Source organism: Azospirillum sp. BE72 (assembly GCF_031455875.1).
Classification (GTDB): Bacteria; Pseudomonadota; Alphaproteobacteria; order Azospirillales; family Azospirillaceae; genus Azospirillum.
Genome location: NZ_JAVDTO010000003.1, coordinates 224,867 through 248,695 on the forward strand (window position 1 = coordinate 224,867; position 23,829 = coordinate 248,695).

At 67.0% G+C, this 23,829-nt stretch carries 24 protein-coding genes; all 24 read right to left on the reverse strand.

The genetic code is table 11. The features are described 5' to 3' along the window. Positions 1-51 precede the first annotated feature (51 nt). The gene (locus tag J2Y49_RS12550; protein WP_310115174.1) at positions 52-285 is read right to left on the reverse strand and encodes a hypothetical protein; all 234 of its coding nucleotides are present in this window, start codon (positions 283-285) and stop codon (positions 52-54) included. Positions 286-374: 89 nt separating this feature from the next. Continuing rightward, positions 375-800, reverse strand: coding sequence for a cell wall hydrolase (locus tag J2Y49_RS12555; protein WP_310115175.1), 426 nt, complete (start codon positions 798-800; stop codon positions 375-377). A gap of 12 nt (positions 801-812) precedes the next feature. Then, entirely contained in the window at positions 813-980 is a 168-nt protein-coding gene (locus tag J2Y49_RS12560) for a hypothetical protein (RefSeq protein ID WP_310115176.1), read from the reverse strand. Further along, complete coding sequence (locus J2Y49_RS12565; RefSeq protein ID WP_310115177.1) at positions 964-1,440, reverse strand: hypothetical protein; 477 nt, start codon at positions 1,438-1,440, stop codon at positions 964-966. Before J2Y49_RS12565 ends, J2Y49_RS12560 begins: the two co-directional genes overlap by 17 nt. Before the next feature lie 90 nt (positions 1,441-1,530). Next, a complete protein-coding gene (locus tag J2Y49_RS12570) occupies positions 1,531-2,037 on the reverse strand; it encodes a DUF4376 domain-containing protein (RefSeq protein WP_310115178.1) in 507 nt (168 codons plus the stop codon). 17 nt (positions 2,038-2,054) lie between these two features. Continuing rightward, positions 2,055-3,512: an SPRY domain-containing protein gene (locus J2Y49_RS12575; RefSeq protein ID WP_310115179.1), complete on the reverse strand. Its 1,458-nt coding sequence runs from the start codon at positions 3,510-3,512 to the stop codon at positions 2,055-2,057. After that, a complete protein-coding gene (locus J2Y49_RS12580; RefSeq protein ID WP_310115180.1) occupies positions 3,512-4,375 on the reverse strand; it encodes a hypothetical protein in 864 nt (287 codons plus the stop codon). The genes J2Y49_RS12575 and J2Y49_RS12580 overlap by 1 nt, the downstream gene beginning before the upstream one ends. Then, the gene (locus J2Y49_RS12585) at positions 4,372-5,886 is read right to left on the reverse strand and encodes a hypothetical protein (protein WP_310115181.1); all 1,515 of its coding nucleotides are present in this window, start codon (positions 5,884-5,886) and stop codon (positions 4,372-4,374) included. The genes J2Y49_RS12580 and J2Y49_RS12585 overlap by 4 nt, the downstream gene beginning before the upstream one ends. A gap of 4 nt (positions 5,887-5,890) precedes the next feature. Next, complete coding sequence (locus tag J2Y49_RS12590) at positions 5,891-12,160, reverse strand: tape measure protein (RefSeq protein ID WP_310115182.1); 6,270 nt, start codon at positions 12,158-12,160, stop codon at positions 5,891-5,893. Positions 12,161-12,474: 314 nt separating this feature from the next. Next, positions 12,475-12,831, reverse strand: coding sequence for a hypothetical protein (locus tag J2Y49_RS12595; protein ID WP_310115183.1), 357 nt, complete (start codon positions 12,829-12,831; stop codon positions 12,475-12,477). Positions 12,832-12,955: 124 nt separating this feature from the next. Next, positions 12,956-13,429 carry a hypothetical protein gene (locus J2Y49_RS12600; protein ID WP_310115184.1) on the reverse strand — a complete coding sequence of 158 codons (474 nt, stop codon included), beginning with the start codon at positions 13,427-13,429 and terminating at the stop codon, positions 12,956-12,958. A 67-nt stretch (positions 13,430-13,496) separates the two neighbouring features. Then, positions 13,497-13,892 carry a DUF3168 domain-containing protein gene (locus tag J2Y49_RS12605; protein ID WP_310115185.1) on the reverse strand — a complete coding sequence of 132 codons (396 nt, stop codon included), beginning with the start codon at positions 13,890-13,892 and terminating at the stop codon, positions 13,497-13,499. Further along, the gene (locus tag J2Y49_RS12610) at positions 13,889-14,347 is read right to left on the reverse strand and encodes a hypothetical protein (protein ID WP_310115186.1); all 459 of its coding nucleotides are present in this window, start codon (positions 14,345-14,347) and stop codon (positions 13,889-13,891) included. The genes J2Y49_RS12605 and J2Y49_RS12610 overlap by 4 nt, the downstream gene beginning before the upstream one ends. Next, a complete protein-coding gene (locus J2Y49_RS12615) occupies positions 14,347-14,685 on the reverse strand; it encodes a phage head closure protein (protein WP_310115187.1) in 339 nt (112 codons plus the stop codon). The genes J2Y49_RS12610 and J2Y49_RS12615 overlap by 1 nt, the downstream gene beginning before the upstream one ends. Further along, positions 14,685-14,990, reverse strand: coding sequence for a head-tail connector protein (locus J2Y49_RS12620; protein WP_310115188.1), 306 nt, complete (start codon positions 14,988-14,990; stop codon positions 14,685-14,687). Before J2Y49_RS12620 ends, J2Y49_RS12615 begins: the two co-directional genes overlap by 1 nt. A 4-nt stretch (positions 14,991-14,994) precedes the next feature. Further along, a complete protein-coding gene (locus J2Y49_RS12625; protein ID WP_310115189.1) occupies positions 14,995-15,189 on the reverse strand; it encodes a hypothetical protein in 195 nt (64 codons plus the stop codon). 53 nt (positions 15,190-15,242) lie between these two features. Further along, positions 15,243-16,547 carry a phage major capsid protein gene (locus J2Y49_RS12630; protein ID WP_310115190.1) on the reverse strand — a complete coding sequence of 435 codons (1,305 nt, stop codon included), beginning with the start codon at positions 16,545-16,547 and terminating at the stop codon, positions 15,243-15,245. A 29-nt stretch (positions 16,548-16,576) separates the two neighbouring features. Beyond that, entirely contained in the window at positions 16,577-17,236 is a 660-nt protein-coding gene (locus J2Y49_RS12635) for an HK97 family phage prohead protease (RefSeq protein WP_310115191.1), read from the reverse strand. Continuing rightward, complete coding sequence (locus J2Y49_RS12640; protein ID WP_310115194.1) at positions 17,223-18,461, reverse strand: phage portal protein; 1,239 nt, start codon at positions 18,459-18,461, stop codon at positions 17,223-17,225. Before J2Y49_RS12640 ends, J2Y49_RS12635 begins: the two co-directional genes overlap by 14 nt. Positions 18,462-18,466: 5 nt before the next feature. Beyond that, complete coding sequence (locus J2Y49_RS12645) at positions 18,467-20,137, reverse strand: terminase TerL endonuclease subunit (RefSeq protein WP_310115196.1); 1,671 nt, start codon at positions 20,135-20,137, stop codon at positions 18,467-18,469. 1 nt (position 20,138) lies between these two features. Further along, on the reverse strand, positions 20,139-20,699 hold the full coding sequence (locus tag J2Y49_RS12650) for a phage terminase small subunit P27 family (protein ID WP_310115197.1): 561 nt from the start codon (positions 20,697-20,699) through the stop codon (positions 20,139-20,141). Next, positions 20,696-21,163 carry an HNH endonuclease gene (locus J2Y49_RS12655; RefSeq protein WP_310115198.1) on the reverse strand — a complete coding sequence of 156 codons (468 nt, stop codon included), beginning with the start codon at positions 21,161-21,163 and terminating at the stop codon, positions 20,696-20,698. Before J2Y49_RS12655 ends, J2Y49_RS12650 begins: the two co-directional genes overlap by 4 nt. 149 nt (positions 21,164-21,312) lie before the next feature. Next, positions 21,313-21,894, reverse strand: a complete 582-nt coding sequence (locus J2Y49_RS12660) for a hypothetical protein (protein ID WP_310115200.1) — start codon at positions 21,892-21,894, stop codon at positions 21,313-21,315. A 282-nt stretch (positions 21,895-22,176) separates the two neighbouring features. After that, on the reverse strand, positions 22,177-23,823 hold the full coding sequence (locus J2Y49_RS12665; RefSeq protein ID WP_310115201.1) for a phage/plasmid primase, P4 family: 1,647 nt from the start codon (positions 23,821-23,823) through the stop codon (positions 22,177-22,179). Positions 23,824-23,829: the final 6 nt, after the last annotated feature.

Genomic DNA, 23,829 nt, shown 5'->3' on the forward strand with positions numbered 1-23,829 from the left:
CGCAACTGGCATGAAGGGAGCGACCGCCCGGCCGCTCCCATATTCAGGCTATCAACGCGGGCTTGCCGGGTCTTTCGCCAGCGTCGCCACCGCCCCCAGGACGGACAGGCCGATGCCCAGCCAGCCCTGACCGGACGAAGCCCCCTGGGCAGCGGCATCGGCAACGCTGGCCGCCGCCGTCACCCAAGGGGACGATGCGATCATGCTCACACCGCCCAGGATGCTGGCGAGACCGGCATAGGTGGCGGGTTCCTTCAGGCGCTGGGTATTGAAAGCAAACTTCATCGGTTGTGCCCCTCCTTCGGGCATCAAAAACGCCGCACGGCGGGATGCCGGCGGCGGAACGGTGGATCAGCGGTGTGGGCTGAAAGGGACTACTTGAGCTCCAGCCGGAAGAAGCGATGGTTGCCGATCACGGCCACCGGCTTCTTGCCGCTCGACCATGCAGGCGACACTCCGGCGGTGTGGTAGTGGTCAGCGCCGTTGGTGACGTCGGCCAGCCGGCCGGACAGCAGGGTGTCTGCAATTTCCAGCGCCGCGCGATAGCTCGAATCACGGTCGGTCACTGCCAGCAGTTTGCCCCGGTTCGGATCGTCCGCCAGCCAGCAGGAAAACTGATAGGGCTTCAGGCACACGGTGATGGGCGAGCTGCCCCACCAGCGCGGATTGCGTGCCCGGTTCTGGATGACGCAGGCGACGGCGGCCATGCCGTTGCGGCCTTCGCCGCGCGCTTCACCCCACAGGGTGCGGGCGATCACATCCCGCGCAGTCATGGTGGGGAGCGTGGGAGACTGGGTCATGGTCGAACTCCTTTAGTGACGGGGGGACGGAGGGCCAAGCCGGAGGAAGCCGGCGGACATGCCGCTGTTGGCGGCGAGAGCGAGGCGGGCGAGCGCGAGACGGGCGAGGGCTTCATCCCCACCGCACTCCGCCAGCACGCGCGCGGCGAGCTGCTGCGCGGCATCAGGCGGCGGAGGCATGGTCCACCTCGACTTCGGGGAGGGGACGCGGGGCCATGGCGCGGAGCGCGGCCACGTCGATGCCGAAGGCTCCGAGTTGATCGACCAGGGCGGAGATGATCCGGCTCTTCTCTTCGTCGCGGTGCTCCAGCCCCACCACCTGGGCTTCCAGCAGCTCCACCTTGCGGGCGAGCGCGGCATTCTGTTCACGCAGTCGCTCTTCCCGGCGAGTAGCACCCCCACGCACGGTGGCGTAGGCATCGGCCAGTGGTCGGGCGGCCCGCGGCAGCGCCTGGACCACGGTGACGAGGACAAGCACCACCGCTGCCAACGCGGCAAGGAAGGCGACGCCCAGCACCAGCTCCAGCGCCACCACGGCAGCGCCACCGCGCTCCAGCAGGTCAAGGAAGCGGTCAAGCTGCCCGGCTAACTGATCGATGGGAGGCGGGTCGGTGGCCGCCACGGCAGCACCGCAGGTCACCAGCACGGAGCCGGCGTAGGTAATAGCCCGAAGAATGGTCACAATGCCCTCCGCGCATGAAAAAAGCGCCTCGGGGGCGCCTGTGTGGTCTCAGTTTGGAGTGTTGTCGCGGCGGTCAGGCCAGCCGGCGGTGATGTCCACCGACAGCACGACTTCCACTGTTTCGGCGGCGTCGATGGTGTCGTGCAACTCGCCTTCCCGGTCGAAACAGGCTTGGACGTGATCGGCGACGGCATCGGCGATGGCGATGATCTGGGTGCCAGTCAGTTCCACCCAGGTGCCACCCGCCGTCTTCCATCGGAAGGTCATGTCCGGGTTTTCTCTGGCCCTGGCGCGCTTGCCCAGGATCAGAGTCTTGGACCGGTCGTCGGTCGCGACTGGCACGCCGCCGATTGCAATGCCGGCAGTCTCCTTGCGCCACCGCAGATCGGTCACAGCGGCTTTTGCTGCGTCCTTCACCTCATCCAGCGGGATCGGCTCCACCCCCCGCACTCGGACGATGCGGCCAAGCTCCTGGTCTTCGGTTTCTGTAAAAGTGAGCGCCGGGCGCTCGAAGCGCGCGTCGAATGCACGCTCCATTACTTCGAAGATTTCCATAGATCACCTGTCGGGTATCAAGGCAGCGGGGAGAAGCCGCTCACGATCGGATACGGCAGTTCGGCAGCGGAGGTCAGCAGGGTCATGGTCGTGCCGCTGCCGGGGCCGCATGCCACATACAGCGACCCGCTCAGGCCGCTGAACGCAGGGTTGGTATCTGCGGCAGGGTCGCCGGACGCCTGCACCACGCCATTTTTGGCAAACCAAATCTTGCCGGTGGCAGTGTTCAGATAGACGTACAGCACATCTCCGACCGCAAGAGACGCCCCCATTGCAGTTGCCGATCCACCATTTACTTTACTGCCGAAGGTATCGTACGCCCACCCACTGGCATCCTGCCCAAGATATTGAGACAGGGTTGCTGTGCTCTTGGCGATACCCGCGCCCCCGGCGCTGCTCAGAGTGTCCACCCGGAAGCCGACCACCCACTTCCCGGCCGGGATTGCGGGCGTACCGCGGACGACGCCGATACCGCTGCCCGTCGCCTGCTTGTTGCCGCTGGCCAGCGAGACATTCGGGCTTTTGTCGGCCGCATTGAATGTGGTGGACGAAATGAGCGAGGCGAGACTTACGCCATTCAGCAGCAGCCGTCCGGTAGACGGACGCAAATCCAAGTCACCGGGACCGGCCAAGACAAGCTTGTTCACGATTGCGGATGTCGATCCGGAAGCCGGCGGGGAAGAACACACAAGCCAGGACGCCCAATAGGCCCCCATCGTCGTGTCTGCGATGTTGTCGCCGCCGAGCAAGATTGATTGCATCTTGACAGAGGCAGCGTTCGAAACACGCCGACGCAGATTGCTTTGCGCGTAGTTCCAGTTTGCATCGCTAATTTGCTCAGTGACACCAGCCGTGACCGCAAGGCTATCACTGGCACCACCGGGCGCCTTTAGCCCAGTCACGGAGACGGCCCCGGCGGCGTCGCGTTGCGCCAGGGTGTTGGGGGTGGCCGCGGTGACGCCAGAGCCAGAGTCGCCCTTATCGCCAGTCCGGACGAAGCCCAGCGCCAATGGATCACCTGCAGCAAAGCCGCCGGGGCTGGCGATGTAGCTGACCGGCACCTTGCTGTAGCCGGTCGCCGCGGTCACCGCTCCCGTCACCGCGAACAGCGCCCACTTCGCCGGGTTGGAGCGATGGCAAATGCGCAGCAGTCCCTTGACCGTGGTGGATGTGCTGTCGTCGAACAGCCCAACCACCGCCGACACGTCGCTACCCAGCGCATCGGAATTGGCAATGAAGAGCTGTGTCGTGGCGGCGAGCGTTGCTGCATTGCTCCGGAGTTTCCCGCCGCCAGGGTTGGCATCGGCCGTGCCCGCGTCCCACCCGGTCAGGAATGCCGGCACCGCACCGCCCATTCCACCTGCGCGGATGTCCATCTCCGCCAGTACGTCTTCCCAAAACTTGTCCCAGATGGCGGCATAGGCATACGGCGCGAAGCTGGCGAAGGTGTAGGAAATCCCGTTGAAGGTCGCCATCAGATCAGTTCCTCAGCGGTGATGCCCCAGCCATAGCGGCGGGGCATGGTGGCGGTCGTGGTGGTGATGCCGGTGGTCTCGGTCAGGGCGGCGTAGACGGTCCGGCGGAAGCGCACGGCAGGGGAATCGTCCGGGTCGTAGACCAGCAGGAAGTCGCCGCTCTTCCCCAACTGCCGCTCGATCTCGAAGCCGGTGCTGTAGGCGTCGGCTTCGGTCATGTGCTCGAAGGTGATCGACACCTCACGGTAGCCGGGCAGTTTCCGCACCAGCCGCCGACCGCCGCGGGTCCGGCGGGTCTCGCTCGGGTCGACCGGCCTGATCTTCACCCCGAACGCCATCTTCTGCGTCCAGGCCTCTCCCGCCATCAGGCGGCCCGCCTGCAGGTAGGGGGCAGGGTTCGACGGGTCGGACAGAAAAGTGAAAAGATACCGGCCATAGACGGTGGATGGCGCGACATGCAGATCGACCGTGCCGCCCGGATAGGCCGTGGTGTCGACGCCATCGAAGGGGAACGCTCCGAAGGGCTGCTGTCCCCACACCTCGGTTGGGGTCGACATGCGTTCGAAGCCGGTGTCGTAGACCGGCGATCCCGCGTTGTTCGGATCGTTGGTGACGACATGACGGCGGCGGGCGGCGGGCGATCCGTTGTGGTTGAGGATGGCGAACATCGACAGCGGCACCAGCCGGCCGAAATCGACCCGCCACCACGTCGAGGTCTCCGCCGTGTCGGTGGAGCGGGCCAGCTCCATCACGTCCTGGGTGACGAGATTCCCCAGCGCCAGCCCACCCGTGTCCACCCATGAACCACCGGCATAGACCCCGGAATCGGTCGGCTTCTTCCACAGCACATGCAGAGGCTTCATCCCAGCACCGTCAGCTTCATGGTTTCGTCGTCCGCGTTCCGCTCACTTTCGAGCACCAGGCCGTGCCATCCGGCAGCAAGCCCATAGCGGGAATCGGTCAGCGCCACCGTATTCCCGACCGTCAGGCCGGGGATCAGCGGCACCGTGGCGTCGAAGGCTTTGCGCTTGGCGGCATAGAGGCCCAGCCGGCGGTTGCGCTCCGCGACGGCGTCGGCTTCAGCATCGAACAGGGTCTTGGCCTCGTCCTCGGTCGCCAGCAGCGAGGCGGCGGCAGCGGCAGCATCGGTCGCCACCGCGGTCCAGCGGTATTCGTTCTGGAAGGCTTCGGCATCGGCGGCGGTGACGTTGACCTGATCCAGGTCGGATGCGGTGAAGGTCACACCGAAAGGGCGGTAGCCCAGCTTCAGCGCCTTCATCCGGCGGGCGACCGAACGCGGCGTCAGGTCGATGATGTCCCGCGCGTCAAACTCATAGTCGGCGGTTCCGGCAGGTCCATCGTAGCGCCCCAGCGACAGCAGGCGGTCTTCACCGAAGCCCCAGAACGCCCCGACCGAATCGGCGAGCTGGTCGACCACGTCGCGCACCTTCGGCACGCTGGACCCGTCGCACCAGTAGCCCAGCACCGCCGGCTGAAGAGCGTTGAAGGCGGTGAAGGAGGCATCCAGCAGGCTGGCTCCGGTCACCGTCGTCATGCTGGTAACCAGATGGCGCACCAGATCGGCGAAGCGGTAAATCCAGGCACCGGAGACCTTCACCCCTTCGGCGTCGACGGTGAAGCGACCGGCAGGCTTCTGGCCCAGCCGGATCAGCCCGGCCGCTTTGGACGTCGCCACGTTGGTGCCCGTGATCGACGCGGCAACCAGGGCGTCATAGGAGGGGTAATCGCCAACCGATGCCGGGTAGGACACGCCCATGTCGCGCGCCGCCAGCAGAGCGGAGTAGCCCAGCGGATCGACCATGTAGACGTTGTTGTTGGCGTCGATCAGCACCGGTTCGATCTGCCGCCGCCGGCCGATCAGCCAGGGCTTGTCCCGGCCCTTCAGCTCGGCGGTGCCATCGATGCCGCCGGTTCCGCCGAACTGCCCCCGGCTTGCCGGTACATCCAGCAGCACCAGCAGGTCGCGGAGCTGGATTTCGATCTCATCGCCCAGCACGAGCTGTTCGGCCGCACCGCTGAACAGCACGCTGAAATCTGCCAGCGTGGGACGTTCTTTCGGCGTGTACAGGATCTCGACCAGCCGGCCGTCCCAGTCCAGATCGACGAGCCAGTCCAGCGCCCCGTCGTCATTGGCAAGCGTCGCGTTGCCGAAGGAGGTTTCCGAATAGCCGCCGACCGCAGTGCCATCGAACAGCGACCGTCGGACCTGCAACGGCGTCTCGATCCGCCTGACGAAGTAGGTGTTGGACGGGCTGTCCGCCGGCTCGCTGGTGAAGCCGATGTCGGAGAAATAGAGGGGCCGCACTGCGCCAAGGCTGGCGTCGTACGGCTCCGCGCGCATCAGATAGGGCATGGGATCACCCGTTCACGGCGCGGCGCTGACCGACCGGGGCGGCGGAGCGGCCAAGCTGCTTGCCGATGCTCTTCAGCTCGCCCAGCGTGTCGGCATCGCCGTCTTCAATGGCGTCAAGGATGCGCTCCAGCACCGCGACGGCCCGGTCGAGGCGCTGCTCCAGTCCGGCGGTGTTGATGACGATGGGCGGGATGCTGGGCGCGTGCAGGGCGGTGACGTTGCCGCCCCAGCGGTCATTCGCCGCTTGGAAGCGCCGCGCCATCGCCAGCGAGGTTTCGTGCGGATAGACCCGCTCGCCGCCGGCCATCCGCACCAGCTCCCGGCCATGCTCGCCCACCCAGGCCAAGCCGGGCGGTGCGCTCTCGGTGCCGCTGGCGAAGCCGGGAATGCTGCGGGTGCCGGACAACACTTCGTTTATGCCGAAGGTCCGGAACCACTCCGCCAGATTGAACAGAGGATTGGCCGCACGAGCGGCGATGATGTCGCTGAAGCCGCCGAACTTGGCTTCGATGTCGGCATTGGTGAAGGCTTCCAGCCGCGCCCGCTTCTGCTCAATCGTCCTGTCGACGTTGGTGGTCGGCGCGGTGCTGGAGTTGGCACCGGTCAGCCCCTGCAACGCCGTCAGCGACGCCTGCCAGACCAGATAGGACTGGTTCATGATGCTGTTCAGGTCGGTCAGCGCGCCATACTGCCGCTGGCCCAGATTGGCGGCTTCAGCCCGCTGGCGCTGCAACTCCTTCAGCGTGGCGTTGGCGGCGTCGAGTTGGCGTTGAGCGGTGTCGACGCCGCTTGCCTGAAGACCGGCGAATTCGGCGAAGACCTGCCGCACCCGGTTGTAGTCGGTGGTGTCAGTCGATCCAAAGAATCCCTTCGCCAACTGCACCAGCGTCGGACCGAGTTGCTGCAGGGTGGCGATTGCCGCTGTCTTTTCCGCCTCGCTGGCGGATGCACTCTTAGCCGTGGTGTAGGCCGCTTCGAACTGGCGGCGGGCTTCGGCCAGCCGGTCGCGGGCGTTCAGCGGGCTGTTGTCGTTGACGGCAAGCGCATCATAGGCCTGCCGGAACTGCTGCATCGCCTGGGCGCTGGTCTGAAGGCTCTCGACCAGGGACTGTTGCGCGGTGATCTGCGCATCGTAGGCGGCCAGAACATCGGCCTGGGCAAGCTGGAAGGCTTTGGCCGAACGCTCCGCCGCCTGCACCTGCCGGAGCTGCGTGACGTCGTAGCCATTGGCACGAGCCTGCGCCAGCTCCGCCGCCTGTTGCTGATCCAGCGCGATCAGGCCGGCACCGCGGTCGTTGCCGAGTGCGGCATACATCCGGCTGTTCAGATCGGCCTTGTAGGCTTGCAGGTCCGCCGCCGCCTGGACCGTTGCCGCGCTGGTGGCGCGCATCGACACGGCCAAGTCGCGGATGCTGCCGGTGAAGCTGGCCGCGATCACGTCGAGTTGCGACGCGTCCAGCCCCCGCAACAGGCCGGTCAGCGAGGCGTTGAAGATGTCGCCGGCCGTCGAGACGTCCAGCCCCACCGCGGCAAGGTTGCGGGCGTTGATGTTGCGGGCATCTTCCAGCGCCTTGATCTGGTTCAGATAGCCGCGCCCCATCGCTTCGTTGAGCATGGCGGCGGCTTCCTGCGCGGTCTGCGTCTTGATCCGCGCGCGGGTCTCCGCCTCGATCTGGTCGACATAGCCGGCCATCGTCGGATTGAGCTGCGCCACCGCCTCCCGAATCGCGGCGAACTGGCCGGTCAGTGCCGCCATTTCCTGTTCGCGCTGGGTGTAGTCGACCGGGTTCCGAAGCTGATCCAGATAGGCCTTGAGCTGGTCAGTGGCGAGCGAGACATAGGCCCCACCAAGGTCCAGTTTCTTCGCCCGCTCGAACTCGTCCAGCATCGGCTTCATCGCTTCCGCCGTGGTCTCCTTGGCGGATTTCGTGAAGCTGTTCAGCGACTTGTCCAGGGTAGCAAGCGCGGTCACACCTGCGTCGATGGACGAGCCGAGCGCGATGTCCTTGGCCGCGTCCTCATAGCTGGCCGCCTTGGTGTTCCTGATCGCCTTGGTGACGGCTGGCCCGGCATTCTTCAGCCCGCCCTGTTCCAGCAGGGTGTAGCGCAGCAGGTTGCCCAGGGCGTCGTCGCCGGTGCCGAATTCCTTGTAGGGGACAGAGCCGCTGACATAGAGGCCCTTGGCTGCGGTCTGGCCGATGCCGAACTCTTTCGCCAGCGTGCCGCCGCCGGCTGCCGCCGCGGTGAAGATCGTGCTGAAGGCGGTGCCCAGCTTCTGGGCGTCTTCGATCTTCCCGTCGTTGTCGACTTGGAAGTTGCCCGCCGTCGCGCTCTTGCCCCCGGCGGTGATGGTGATGTCCGCCGATGCAGTGGGGCCGACCGTGGCCTTCTGGGTGCCGATCATGCCCATGATCAGACCGACCACGGCACCGATGGCCGCTCCCACCGGCCCGCCCAGCGATGACAAGCCGATGACGGTCGAGAGGTAGCCCGCCCCGGCACCGGCCAGAGCGCCAGCAGCCCCGCCCACGACCTTGCTGTTGGTCTTGGTGCCGAGCCAGCCGCCGACCAGACCGCCGCCCAGGGCACCGGCCCCGGCGGCACTCAGGTAGGCCGAGAGGCCGCCCGTGATGCCGCCGACCGTGGTGCTTCCGGTCGCCGCCGCGTTGCTGACACCGCCCAGCGTCGGCATGACGCCGATGTCGGCAGCCAGCCCGCCGGCTGTTGTGGTCATCATGGTTCCCTGGGTGCCGGCCATCGTGCCGATTCCCAGGGTCGAGTAGCCGAACTTGTCGATGGCGTTGGTGATGCCGCCGGTCAGCCCCAGCTTGTCCATAGCCCAGCCGCCGGCCTTCGACACAGCGGTGTTGGTCAGGCTGCCGGTCAAGCTGCTGGTGGCGGTGCCGGCCGCGCCCGTCGCCCCGGACGGAGCGGTGATGCCGAACAGCGACGGCATCGCGCCCACGACCTGGGTGACGATGGGCAGGACGATGTTGGCTTCCAGGGCGGCGATGGCGATGCGTTTGAAGATGGACTTGAAGACGTCCACCACGCTGGTGGCCTTGCCTGGGTCCATCAGCCGGTCGTACAGCGCTTCCGAGATGTCGCCGGAGATTTCCTTGGCTGTGGCCTGGACCGACTTCAGATAGTCGATCATCGCCCGCTTGTCGGCGATCTGTTCCTGCCACGCCAGCCACTGCCGCGCGCCATCCTCGCCCAGTTCCGCCACCTTGCGGGTGGCTTCCTGCTGGTTGCGCAGGGTGGTCATGGCCCGCTCGCGCACCGGCTCCGCCTGCCCCATCAGCTCCAGCTCACGCTGGGCAAGGGCAAGGTTGTCGTTGGCGCTCTGGCGTTCCTGCTGAAGCCGGTTGTTGTCGTTGGCCGCCCGGTTCTTCCGGTAGGCGTCCATCGCATCGTTCAGCGCCTTCTGGGCCGCCGTGCCGGCGACGGTGGCGTCGGTGCCGAGCTTGCGGATCAGGGCGAGCTTGTATTCCTCTTCCTGCGCCACCCGCACCGCCGCACCGCCGGACGCCATGGCAAGCGTCAGCGCGTTGGTGTTGGCCGTCTCCAGTTCCAGCGCCCTGACCGTCTCATTCCGGATCTGAACGATGGCCGCCGCCTCTTCCCGGCGGTTGGCGGCGGCGACCGCGGCGACGTTGCCGTTCCCCTTAGCAGCTTCCTGGGCCAGCTTGGTGGCATAGGTCGCCTGTCGCGTTGCCGCCTCGCCCAGTCCTGCCGCCTGGGCCATGACCATCTGGGCATCGGCGGCCAGCAGGATTTCCTTGGCGGCCTGCCCGGCGGCGGCACCGGCTTCGGTGATGGCGACGGCGTAATCCTGGGCGGCATTGGCTTCGGCGACCTTCCGGTCGACACCGCGTGCGACCATCTGTTCGACATCGCGGTCACGCTTCAAGCGGGCTGCTTCGGCAGCATTGCCGGCGGTCTGCGCCCTCGCGATCTGCTTGTCGAGGTCGAGCACCTTGGCGCGGGCGGCGGTGGCGGCTTCCACCCGCTTGGTTTCCACCTCCTGCGCCTTGCCCAGCAGTTGCAGATACTCCGGGCTGACCGTGGTCAGCGGGGCCTTGCCTTCCTTCTCCCGCTGCTGGTTGATGCCCTGAAGCACGGTCAGCGCCGTGCGGGCGGCACCTTCCGCCGCACCGGCCTGGGCCAGTTCGCGGTTCATGTCGGCGATGGCCGATGCGACGGGATCGATCTTCAGCTTCAGCGCGGCCATGATGCCGCCGATCTGCTGGGCATCGGTGCCATACGTGCGCAGGAAACCGGACCCTGCCTTCAGCGCCTGTCCCAGCGCGGTGACCGCCTTTTCGGTCTCGGCCTGCTCGTTGGTCATCAGCCGGCCGGACTGGACCGTCAGCCCTGCCTGCTTCAGCGCATCGCCCGTTGCGGTGTTCAGTGCGTTGAAGGCGGCGGTGCCGCGGGACAGCTTGCCGGCCATCTCCAGCCCGACCGCGTCGCCGGTCTTCTGACCCACGGAGTTCATGGCGTCCAGCGCCGCCGCTGCCGCCTGCGCCCGCTTGCGGGTGGTGTCCGCCACCTCGATCAGTTGGCGCATCACCCCGGTCTGGTTGGGGGTGCCATCGGCACGGACGTTGCCGGTCCGCTTGTACAGTGCTTCCTGTGCCGCCAGCTCCGCCTGCGCCGCCGCCGCCGCATCCTGGGCGGCGGCCACCTCGTTGCGCTGCTTCTCCAGCAGGGCGTTCGCCTGTTCACGGGTGGCGGAGGTCAGTTCCTGCACCCGCTGCCGGCCATCGGAGAGGGTGCGGTTGTAAGCTTCCTGCGCCTTGTCGGCTTCCGTGGTGCGGGTGGAGAGGTAATAGACGGCGGCACCGGCCGCCAGGAAGGCGGCACCCCAGGGGCCACCGACCAGCCCCATGACGGACGACAGCCCGGCCCCGGCTCGCGACAGCAGGGTCGCGGCGGCGGTGGTGCGGGCGACGGCGGAAGCCTGCGCCTGCGACGCCATGTTGACGGCAATGGATGCCTGGGCGACCCGTTCGTCGGCAGCGGCACGGGCGAGACGGGCCGCCGCCAAAGCCTCTTCCGCCTGGACAAGGCGGGCGGTTTTCCCGATGGCGGCATCCAGCGCCACCGCGGCTTCATACTGGGCGGCACGGGCGGCCAGATCGGATCGGGCCTTGACCGCAGCCGCTTCAGCAGCGGCCAGATCGGCGGCAGCGGCCTGGGCGGCGGCGGCAGCCCCGGCCCGAAGCGCCGCCTCCTTCTGCAGGATGTGGCCGGTGTTCCGCACCAGCTCGCCGCGTAGCGCAATCTGCGCCTTGGCGAACTCCAGCCCGGCAGCGACCGCCGGCACCAGCCCGCGCGCCACGTAGACCGACGCCATGGCCGTGCCGACCGCCGTCACCCCGGTGGCGACGGCATTCAGGTTCTCGCCCAGCGCCTGGATGCCGCGGGCCAGGGCCGTGGTGGCCCCGGCCGCCTCGTTCGCCTCCCCGATCAGCTTGCCCATGGCGTTGTCGAGAATGGCGAGCGACCGGCTGATGGTCGGAACCGTCTTGTCGAACTCCGCCTGGATCTTCGGAACCTGCCCAAGGAAGGCGTCGAAGAACTGCTTGTTGCTGACCTTGCCGTCGTTGATGAGCTGCTTCAGCCGCGAGACGGAGCCGCCCGCTTCAGTCAGTCCATCGGCGACCGCCTTCGCCACCCGCGGGGCACCGTCGAGGATGGAGTTGAATTCCTCCGCCTGGACGCGGGCGGAGCCGAGCAACTGCCCGAGCTGCTGCATCGCCCCTGCGGCCGCATCGGCACTGGTGGCGGAAACGGCGAGCGCCTGGGCAACGCCGCCGGAGAAGCGGGTCAGTTGTTCCTGGGAGGCGCCCAGCTCGCCCGCCGCCTGGGAGGCGCGGCTGTAGACGTCCACCACGGAAGCCATCGACACGCCCGCCTTTTGGGCGGCCTGGAAGAGCTGTTCCTGCGTCGCCTTCATCTGGGCGGCGTCCTGCGACACCAGCCGCAGGCGGTTGCCGACCTGGGTCCAGGCTTCGGCATAAGTGAGGGTCTTGGCCGCCATGGCAGCGATGCCGCCGACCCCGATCACCGCGGCGAACTGGGTGAGCCGCTGCGTCACCTGGGCGGCGGAGCGGTTGACCTGCACCATCGCCTGATCCATCCGGCCGGCGGAAGCCGTCAGCGCCCGTTCGGCGCGGGCAACCGACTGCTCCGCCGACCGCATGCCGCGGTCCAGCCCGCCGGTATCGGCGGTCAGAGAGACGGAAAGGCCTTCGAGTTCAGCCATGGATGGATTCCGGATGGAGGAAGGGCGCCACGGCATGACCGGGCGCCCTGCGGGTCGGACTCAGGCTGTCGGCTTCCGGTAGCGTGGACTGCTCCGGAGGATTGCGATCAGCCGGTCGGCGGCTTCTTCCTCGGAGGCGGCGGCAGGCGTTTCCTCTTTCGCCGCGCCCCAAGGGTTGGTTTTCTTCAGAAAGTCGACGCGACCATCCAGGGCCAGCTCGATCTGGGGGATGGGAGTGCCCCAGAAGACATCCGGCGTCCATCCGAGCCAGCCCGTCGCGTACTTGAAGAGTTGATCCAGATATTCGTCGAGGGTCAGGCCTCGCCGTTTCCCTCGTCTTCCTCGCTGTCCTCAGTGGACGGCATGTCGTCCGGCCGCTTGCCGCCGTTCATCAGGATGACGATGAACTCGATCAGGGGGGCGGCCAGATCGCTGATGCCGGCGGTGAAGACCTTGTCGTTCAGCCCCTTGGCGGCCTCGCCCTTGATGCCGGCACCGGCCGCGATGATGAAGGAGGCGGCGGCGATGTCATGGCCGGCGACGCGCGGCACCGCCCCCTGAAGGCCGGTGAAGTGGTTGCTGATCGCCATCGCGGCGCGCGGCGTCGGCTTCAGCACGACCTTTTCGCCGTCGAGGGTGATGGTGACGTTGCCGGAGTTCAGCTTGGACATGGTCGGATTTCCTCTTGGTCAGGGGGAAGAGTGTCAGGGCGGATGAAAAAGGCCGATGGCGCCCTGACTCGCCACCGGCCCTCTGAACCACCAGCGGAGCGCAGCCCCGGCCGGCGGTGTGCCGTCAGGCGACCCCGCGGGCGCCTTCGATGATGAAGCCGTCGATGCCGACGTTGATCACGGCCTTCGTGACCTGATTGGCGTCGCCGAACTGGTTCTTGTAGGAGAAGATTTTCGCCGGGAAGCAGAAGCGGGTCGGCTTGGCACCGGCACCGGCCGGCTTGTCGTTCATCTCGACCTTGATGTTCACGTTCTCGTAGCTGTCGAGACCGACCAGCACGTCACCCTGACCTTCGTCTTCCGGGTTGCGGGCGACGGTGATGGAGAAGGTGCCGTTGTCCAGAGCGCCCTTCAGGCGGTGGACGATGCCATCGTCGATGGTGGTGTAGGTCACCTCCTGGTACTGCGCGCCGAACTCGCCGACATCCAGCAGGTTGCCGACGCGCACCCAGGTCAGCGCATCGAACTCAGCCAGCGTGTCGGCGGCGGTGCCGGCTTCGATGAAGACTTTCATCTTGGCGGTGGAAATCGCACCCATGGGGGTTCTCCTCAGAAAAAGAGCCGCCCCATGGGCGGCCCGGAAGCTCCGGCAATGCCGAAGACGGTCAGGCGCTCTGAAGCAGAGCGCGGAAGCGGATCACGCCGTGACGGGTCAGCCCGTCCGGCTCCAAGAAGACGGCTTCGAAGGCGAAGCGCAGGGTCACCAGTTGCGGTCCGTCGACCGGGAGCGGCTGCTGGTGCAGCGCCGCCTTGATGGTGCCCATCAGCTCCTTCACCTCACACTTGCCGGCATAGCGGCTCCAGACGTGGATGACGGTGTCGATCTCTTCGGCCTCGTCATCGCCCAGCATCGGCCAGTCGGTGACGGTGTCTTCACCGATCACGACATAGGGGAAGGCCTGCCCCTGGGGCACGTCGTCCAGCACCGGCACGGCATCGCCCAGCGCCGCCGTCAGCGCGGCGAACAGGGCCTTCTGGAGCGGCCAGGATGCGGCGCTCACGGCTTGCCCCCTTGGCGGGCGGCGGCACGCGACAGAGCCTCATTCACCGCGGCGCGGATCAGCTTGACGCTGTGCGCCCGGTGCCGGCGGTAGGCCGGGAACAGGAAGGGCTGGGCCGGGGCACCGGGATGGTGGATCACCCCGCCGTCCGGCATCCGGATGTCGTGCGGGGCCGCGCCGAACTCCACCAGATGGATGTGCCGGGCGCGGCGCTTGCCCCAGGACCCGACGCGGGCCTGAAGGCCGTTCCGGCTGATCATGAGCCGCAGCTTCCGCTTCAGCTCGCCCGTGGCATAGGGGTGCTCCGGACCGGGAGCGGCGGCCTGGGCATCGGTGAAGATCGCGGCGCCGGCCTGGGCAATGGCCTGGGTGACGCCGTCCTTGATGTCGATCGGCAGCTTGCGCAACGCGGCGCGGAGCGCCCGGCCACCCGACACGGCGGTCTTTCTAGCCATCAGATCGCGACCCCCGCTTCGGCGTCGATGGTGAGGAAGCCAGAGCGCGCCCCGGCATCGGCGATGAAGCGGACGTTGTGCGCCCGCCCGTTCCAGACGATCCGCATGCCTTCGCTCAGGTCGCGGCGGTGGCGCAGCTTGAAGCGCATCATGGTGGCGGCCTGGAGCTGCTGCGCATCGGCGCGTTCCTGCCCCGACACCGGCCAGACCTGCGCCCAGACGGTCGCCACCTCCACCCAGGCTTCGACGGCACCGCCGCCGCCATCCGCGACGCGGCTCTTGGTCTCGATGCGGATGCGCTGGTCGAGGTCGCCGGCACCGGTCTTGCGCCCGCTCATCAGAGGGACAGCCGGCGATGCGGCCAGAGCAGGCGCTCGACCGTGGGGTTCACCGCGTGGATGGTGCCGAACACGCCACCTTCCCGGTTGCTGTAGAGGTCACCCAGCACCAGCAGGATGGCCGCCTTCACCGATGCCGGCACCGGCACTTCGGTGCCGGCGGCATCGACCCAGGGCAGCGGGCGGTTGAGGAACTGTGCGGCGGCATCCTCAGCCGCTGCCAGCTTCAGCGTGATGTCCGCATCCTCTTCGGCGCCGTCGACGCGCAGATGCCCCTTGGCCTCGTCCAGGGTCACAACGGCCATGGGGTCAGCCCTTCGCCCGGACGGCACGGCCGCCCTTGTTGGCCGGAGCCGGTTCGGCCTTGTCCAGCACCGGCTCCAGCACGCCCAGGCGCAGCAGCTCGGTCGCATCGGTGGGCAGCATCTGGCGCAGCTCGCCGGCCGCATAGGAGCGGTCACCGTCCAAGGGACGGTTCACCCGATAGGTTCTCAGTTCGGCCATGGCTCGTCTCCGGAAGGAAGACGGGGCGGCTCCAGCAGCCGCCCCATCGGTCATCAGGCCACGCGGCCGAAGTCGCCGTAGATGAAGGCCTCCGGCCGGTAGACGGCCAGTGCCAGGCGCTCTTCGCAGAGCATGGTGATCAGGTTCTTGACGAAATCGTCTTCGTTCTCGGTGGCGATTTCCACGCGGGCAAGCCAGCGGTCGAAGACCTGCGCACCCATGCGGAAGGCACCGGTCAGATACTTGTCGACTGCCATCGCCTGGGTGGTCACCACCGGCAGGCCCCACAGCGACGGCGCGATGTTGCCCTGCGGATTGCCGATGATGTAGCGGCCTTCGCCGTCCTTCAGGGTCTCGATCCAGGCCCAGTCGATGGGGTTCAGGACATGGCCGGTGGCCGGCAGTTCGGCCAGTGCCGCCTGGAGCATGGCAAGACGCAGCACGTCGATGCTGGTCGGGTCGGTCAGCGTGATCGGCGCGGTGAAGGCGGAGGCCTGCGGCACGATGCCCAGCAGGTTCTGGCCGGTGCCGTCACCGTTCAGAAGCTGGGCCTCTTCCTTGTAGGCCAGCCCGTAGCGCAGACGCCCGTCGATGTAGGAGGCGAGCTGCGACACGTCGTCAAGGATCTGGCGGGAGGCCTTGGCGTAGTGGGCGATCACCTTCGCGGTGGTGCTGACCAGATCGAACTTGATGTCGGACTGCGGCTTCTTCGCCGTCTCCGCGACCGTCGCGGCGTTGTTGGTGAAGCCGGTTTCCTTGACGTACTCCAGAGCGTTGCCGTCCATCCGGCCGGGGGTGATCAGGTCGCGCACCGTCATGCGGCGATCCGGCGGAGCGACGATGCCCTGCAGACGGGTCGGACTGACCAGATCGCCGGCAGCACCGGCAGAGTCGGAGGTGTCCGACGTGATCGTCGCCTTCATCTGGAAATCGACCCGGCCACGCGGCTGGGCCTGACTGATGAAGGACTTGACCTTGTCGTCGTCCACGAACTGCTGGCCCAGCGACTTCTGGGCATCGTCCTTGCCGCCGTGCTGGCCGCGGGCGACCCGCTGTTCCAGCTCGGCGAGCTGCTCGCTGATGCCGTTCATCTTCAGCAGGGCTTCGTCGGCCTTTTCCTTGGTGGCGGAAGCGACCTTGCCGTTCTCCTTGGCTTCGGAGAGTGCCTTTTCGGCGATGCTCTTGGTCTCGTCCAGCGCCTTGTCGAACGACGCCTTCACCTCCGCCGCCAACTCGGCCGCGGTCTTGGTCCCGCCGCTGCCCCGGCCATCGGGCGCGTCGAAGCAGATGCGGTTACCGAAACGGGAGGCAACAAGCCAAGCGATGCCGCCCGCCGCAATCATCGTGCGGTGGTTCATAGGGAATCCCCTTTGTGTGGAATGGATGGTCAGCGGCCCAGCAAGGCCTGAAGGAACGCGGTCGAATCATCACCCGCCGCAGCTTCAGGCTCCCCCCGAAGAAGCGGCGTCGCCTTGCTGGCAATGGCCGTGGCAAGGCTCTTCGAAAAGCCGCCTGCCTCCCGCAGGAACTCTTCGAACTCTCGGACGGTCGGCAGCGCGCCGGCCTCCAGAATGGATTTCACGCTGGTCACCCGAGCCTGGACGTTCATCGGCATGGTGACCAGCGAGACTTCGCGCAGGTCCAGCTTCTTCAGCCGGTACACCCCACGGCGCTTCTCGTCTTCGGCGATGCCGCCGGCCGGGATGCGGTAGCCGATGGACAGGCCGCCCAGCGCCTTGGCCTTCAGCAGGCCATGGGCGCGCTTCGCCAGCGGGTCCGCCTCGATCAGCAGCCGGCCCTTCACCCACAGGCCTTTGGCGTCCTCGCTGATGTCGTCCCAGACGCCAATCGGCTCGTCCTGCTTGTGCTGCCACAGCATCGGGATGGCGCGGCCATCGGCCTTCGCCTTCACCAGCCCTTCGATGAAGGCGCCCGGCTCGACCACGTCGCCGCCCTGGTCGACGTTGCCGAAGGTCGAGGCATAGCCTTCGAAGGTGCCTTCGTCGCCAACGGCCTTGGTCTCCAAAGCGAAATCAAGCGTCTTCATGGTCGCTCTCCAGAGGCGGCCCGCCGTTGTGGCCGATGCCGGCGGATTGGGTGATCGGGATGTTCTGGGCCTGCATGCGCGGCACGTCGCCACCCGGCACGGGCGGCAGGTTCTCCAGTGCCCGCACCTCGTTGATCGTCATCACGCCCGCGTCGAGCATGGTCTTGTAGAAGGCCGCGCGTGCGGCGCTGTCACCGCGCAGCAAGCCTTCCAGATTGAACTCGACGGTGATACCGGCGGCCCGGTCCTGCGGGCTGAGAAGCTGCTTGGCGATGGCCTGTTCGATGCGCTTCAGCCGACGGCGCAGGGTGAACTTCTGGAAAGCCAGCGTCTGCTGTTCCAGGCCGGTGCCCCAGCTCGTCGCCTTTTCCGTCCGCCCCACCATGTGCGGCGGAACGCCAAAGAAGCGGCACACCTCTTCGACGGAGAAGCTGCGCGACTCCAGCATCTGCGCGTCTTCGGGATTGATGGACACCGGCTCCAGTTTGGCCCCGCCCTCGCTGATGAAGGGCTTTCCGGTGTTCATCGCCCCGACATACTTCTCCACCAGCACGGTTTCAGCGATGGACCGCTGTTCAGAGGTCAGGAACTTGTCGAAGGCAATGGCGACGGACGGGCGCATGCCGTTGGCGAACATCTTGCCGGCGGCCCGGTCGATGGCCGATGCCAGACCGAAGGCATGTCGGCCGAACGCCAGCGTCGACATGCCGCCCAGCGGGTCGCCGCCGAAACCGCGAATGTGCAGCATGTCCGGCTGCATCACCTCGAAAGCCTTGCCTTGCTCCGACCAGCGATAGCGCAGCACGCCGGACGACAGGCGGTCGACCAGCATACCGTCCGGCTTGGCCGGGGTCAGCGCGATCACCCGGTCGCCGGACCGCTCGATGCGGGCATAGGCGTTGCCCCACAGCTCCAGACCGGCAACGCTGTACTCCCAGAAGTCGCCCGCCGTCTGATCGGCATTCGGGCTGTCGTGCAGCACCCGGTACAGCGGATGGTCCTTGGCGACCGTCCGCACGCCCTGCGGCGTGGTGCGGTAGACCATCAGCGGCAGCGATGCGATGGTGCCGGCCAACAGGTTGACGCAGGCCCAGGCCGTCGACAGCGCAAGTGCGCTTTCGGCGGTGACCGGTTCGCCCGCGTGGCTGGAACCGCCGCCCCGCGGCCAACCGGTGGGGTCAGTGAGGGATAGGGAGCGGATGACGAAGCCAACCGCTTTGCGCAACAGGTTCATCCCGCCCTCGCCAAGCTCGCGAAATAGTCGTCCAGGCCGCCGTCCTCTTCGGACGGGGCCATGGCGCGACCGATTGCCATGATCAGCGCGACGATGCCGTCGATGCGCTTCGGGGTGCCCTTGCGGTTCGGTTTGACCGGGGCGATGTTGTCGCGACCGTCATCGTCAAATGCGACGCAGGTCGCCATCCAGCGGGCGACCGGGTTGCTGCCGTGGTTGAGGTCACCGGTCAGGATCAGCCGTTCCAGCTCCTTCGACGGAGCCGACATGCTGGCGATGCCTTGGCCAAACGGCACCATGATGACGCCGTCGTTGCCGAGCTGCGTCGTGATCTGGGACGAGTTCCAGCGGTCGATGGCGATTTCCTTCAGGTCCACCATCTCCGTGATCGGCGTCCAGTTCTTCAGCCGCTCCGCCGCCTCTCCCTTGCCGGTGATCTCCGCCCGGATGACGTCGTAATCGACCGCGTTACCTTCGGTGCCCCGTATCCAGCCCTCGGCGATCCACTTGTCGAAAGCGACCCGGTCGCGCTTGATCCGGTCCGCCAGGGCCTTGCTCGACGGCACCGGCAGCCAGAACCGCCACCACGCGTCATAGCCCGGCCCGTCGAGGCGGGGCGAGATGAGCGCCAGGGCGCTCAGGTCGGTGGTGGTGGAAAGGTCTAGGCCACCCCAGCAGCGGCGGCCCGCCAGATCGGCCAGCGACACCGGCCGGATGCGGCAGGCGTCCCACTGCTCCATGTCCAGGCCGGTGGTGACGACGTTGTCGACCCACAGGTTCAGATGGAAACGCTTGAACTCGGCTTCCTTGCGCGGCTTGCCCTTGGCCTTCTCGCACTCGGAAGCCAGGAAGTCGGGCTTGGGCGAGACGCCATAACCGGGGTTGGCCTTCGCCCAGGTCTCCGGAGCCGTCCAGTCATCGGCCGGATCGGCGGCGAAGATCACCGGCAGGAAGGTCGGGTCGATGATGTCGCCCTTCAGGATGGCGACAGCCCGTTCATGGACTTCCCAGCCATAGCCGATGCCCGCCAGCCCGGCCGTGGTGGTGTACACCTCCAACGGCTGGCGGCGGGCGGCAGCGCCCTTGTGAACGACGTCCTGAAGCTCGCCGGACGGCCATTCGTGGATTTCGTCATAGATGCCGCCGGAGGGGGAGAAGCCGTGCTTGCTGCCCGGCTTGGCCGACAGCGGCTTGAAGCTCGCCGCCAGCTCCGCGCAATAGAGCGAGGTCTTGTACACCTCGACGGCTTCCCGCAGTTCCTCCGACAGGCCGACCATGGTGCCGGCTTTGTTGAACACGATCTTGGCTTGGTCCTTGTCGACCGCCGCCGAATAGACCTGACCGCCGAACTCGCCGTCGCCGATCAGCATCAGCAGCGACAGGCCGGCGGCGAACTCGGTCTTGCCGTTCTTGCGCGGAACCTCAAGGTAGACTTCGCGGATCAGCCGGGTTCCGTCCGCCCGCTTCCAGCCAAAGACGGTGCGCACCAGCTCCGCCTGCCACGGGCCAAGATGGAACGGCTTGCCCCACCACTCCGCCTCCGTGTGGCGCAGATAGGTGGGGAAGAAGGCCACCGCCGCTTCGGCCGCCGCATGGTCGAACCACGCGCCAAAGCGTTCTCCCCCGCGAGGCATCGGGGGAGGCGGCAGGGTCTGCAACTCGGTCACGTCAGTTCAGGCGGGAGCGGTTCAGCAGGCCGACAGGCGACGGGGGCGGGGCGGCGGCAGGCGCGTCGGGGGCAGCAGCGCCCGGCTGCTGGTCATCGCCGAACAGCCCCGGCTGGGGTGCCGGCGGCGGGGCCATTGCCAGCCGCTGAAGAAGCTGCTGGCGGGCCATCGGCGACAGGCCGAAGCGGTCTTCCAGCGATTCCATTCGAGCTTCCAGCCGATCCCTGACCATGAAGGCCGGGCGGATGCGCTCCATGGTGCCGTGGGCGCTTGCGGTGACGTAGGTTTCACCGTTCTTGCGCAGGTCCTTGGTCAGCTCCACCCACCGGGCCAGATGCTCACAATAGCGCGCGAAGGCCCCGAAGTCGGTGGAGCGCAGCAGCTTCATGCGGCCCAGCTCGGGCGCGAGGTCTTCCCAGATGCGGCGGGCTGCAACCGGCAGCGTCCTCGGCGCCGTCGACTTCAAGCCCGGCAGATCGTGGGCAGCAGACGACAGCGGACGGCGGCCAGGGTTGCCCTGGGCTTCGCGCACCTCCGCCGGCTTAGGTTTACGGCCCTTCATCGCCTAACCCCCTGCCACAAAAAAAGTTTTCCCAATTTCGCGCGCTGTTCCATTTGCTTAAGGCACCGGTCCGTGGGGCGAAAGGCCCCAAGGATCAGACCCCCCCCCACCCGCCGGGGGGACCGGCCGGGGGCCGGCTGCGCGGCGCGGGCCGCCGCCCGCTCCGCCGCCTGTTTCGGCCCGTCATGGCAGGGCTTGCACAGGCTCTGGGTGTTCTCGCGGCTGAAGAACAGCGCGCGGTCGCCATGGTGCGGCTTGACGTGGTCGACCACCGTCGCCGCGACGGTCTGGCCGTGCTCCGCACACATGCGGCACAGCGGCTCCACCGACAGCCGCCACGCCCGGATGTCCAGCCACGACTTGACCTTGTACCAGCCGCGCCACGGCTGCGCTTCCTGACGGGCGCGGTCGTGGCGTTGGCGGTCTTCGGCAGCGTGGGCATCGCAGAAGCGGCCATCGGTCAAACGACCGCAGCCGGGACGGGCGCAGGGTTTCTTTGGCTTCCAGGGCATGTCGGGGAGGGTCAAAACGCAGTGCGCCCGGCTCGGGTTACCCCGGCCGGGCGCAGTACCTCAATCTGAAGGATAGCTTTGCGCAAACGCCCCCGTGTCCGTCAAGTGGTTTCTTTTGGAACAGTGAGACGGAAAGTTGCGGCGTAGCCCGCCAGCACCTTCAGCACCGCATCCCGCGTCCTGTCCTTGCGCAGCCCAAGCACGCGATCCAGCTCACGCGGCTCCACCTCACCGGTCACGACCTTGACCGTCACAACGTCGAGATACAGCGTCTCATGCCGCCCGCGCAGCAGCCCCGCCTTGCCCGATGCGCGCACCGCCGCCCGCCACTCCGCCACCCGCCGCGCCGGAGCCGACACCGCCCACGACACCGTGCCGCCGGACGGAGCCAGCGGCGGACTGGTGCGGTTGCCGCCATCAACCACCAGCCGCGATGGATCAATCGCCCGCAGCCCCGACGCCGTCCCGATCTCGGTCGCCAGCCCGCGCCCGATGTCGACGGCAGCAGCGAGCTGCGCCACGTCCATCCGCCCGCGGGCATACATCAGCGCTACCCATCCCCGACCGCAGACCAGCCCCGGCACCGCCGGGTCACCCCGCTTCGGCAGGTCGCGCAGACGGCCGGTGATCAGCCCGTCACTGTCGCCTTCACCCCTGCCCGGTATCACCGCTCCGCCATCCATGCCCGAATGCTCCCTGATTGCTCCCCGCCCGGCGGGAATGCTCCCTCTCTGAACCCCTTGGAAACTCTCGTTTTAGGGAGGATAGGGAGGATAGGGAGCAATAATCGGAGGTCTGCCATACGCGCCCGCACGCCCCCGCGCACACACGCACGCACATATGTGAGACCCCCGAAAATCGCTCCCTATGCTCCCTATGCTCCCTAAACCCAGCATTTCCGCGCCTTTCCCCAAGTGAGCCATGCCCGCGATTGCTCCCTCTGGGGTCGATTGCTCCCTGTCCCGTCAGATTTCGGGGGGCGGGGTATCGACGTTCTGGGGCAGCCCGTCCAGCAGGCACAGCCCCACATACTCGTTGACACCGCAACTCTTGACTGTGCGGAAGCCGCGATCCTTCATTTTCCGTCCGAACCCGTTTTGCTTGAGCGGTTCTTGCGCGTTTCTTTCGCACCACTTGGTGTAAGCGTCGTACAGCGCCGTCGCCGTAACGCGCCGATCCCGCAGGGCCGCCGTCTCCGCTTCGAGGAAGTCGCCCAGCGGGTCCTGATCGCGCCGGTACTCTTCGACCGCCGCCATGATCTTCTCGGGCGGGTCCAGCCCCTCTTCCAGCCACAGCCACAGCCCGTCCAGCAGCCAGTTGAAGACCCCGTCCTTCTCCGCGACCAGCTTGTCGAGGATGTGCGGGTCGCGTTCGTCCGGGGTGATGAAGACTTCGAACGGCACCAGGATCACGCGGCGCCAGATGCCCACGTCCTGCCCGCGAATGATCGGCCGATGGTTGGTGACCATGATCGGGGTGAACTCCGGCCGAAACTCGAACGGGTCCTTGTTGAGCTTGCGGGTCTCCATCGGTTCGCCGCCGGTCACCTCCTTGACCAAGCCTTCCGACAGGGCCTCGCCCTTGTCCGGTTCGTTCATCAGCACCAGCCGCACGCCCGGCAGCTTGGCGATGGACGGCTTCGGTCCGTCCGCCTTCTTGTCCTTCCCGTCGAGGAAGACACCCACCGGGATGGTGGCGGCATAGTCCCCGAAAATCTTGCGGATCAGGTCAACCAGCTTTGACTTGCCGTTCTTGCCTGTTCCGTAGAAGATCACAAATATCTGTTCAGACGTGTCGCCGGTCAGACAGTATCCAAGAAGCTTTTGCACGAATTTTCTCACATCTTCATCCGGCAGGATGCGCTTGATGAACCGGTCGAACTGTGGCGCACTCGCCTGTGGGTTGAAGGCGGCACCGGCAAGCCGGGTGATCAGGTTCGCTTTGCGGAAGCCGCCCAGATGCATCTGGTCACGGCTTTCCGGCTTCTGGCGCAGGTCCAGCGTGCCGTTCTCCGTCGTCAGCAACCAGGGGTGCGCGTCCATCGCCCGCATCGGCTTCGACAGGTACGGCTTGGCCTGTTCCAGCGCGCCCTTCACCTTCGGGGTGTCGCCGCTCTTCACCGCGAATTGCTCGAACGCCTTCAGGCCGCGTTCCCAGTCCTTGATGCGCTCCAGCCGCAGCTTGCCCTGAACGTTCGGGTCAGTCTCTTCGGTCTCGGTCGGGGGTGCCGGCGGCGGCCCCAGGTCGCGCAGCTCCTTCACCTCGTCCCGCAGCTTCTCCACCATGCGGTGGCACAGCTTCGTGGCCGCCGCCTCGCCCAGCTCATAGCCGAAGCGCTTGCCATCCCAGACCGCCCACCCGTTCTGATCGACGAACACAAGGTCACGGCCGAACCGCTGAATCAGCCGCTCCCCGTTGCCCTTGTCGGACTTATCGTAAGTTGCAAGCTCTCGGTCTGGCGGCGGTTCCCCGTCGTCATCGTCCGGCGGCTGGGCGACACCGCCGCCACCCGTGCCGACATCGACCACGACCGCGCCTTCGATCTGCTGTCGCAGCTCTTCCAGCGTATCGGGATGGTCCGCCGGCACGATCTTCGCTCCGTCATCGGGCATCGCGCA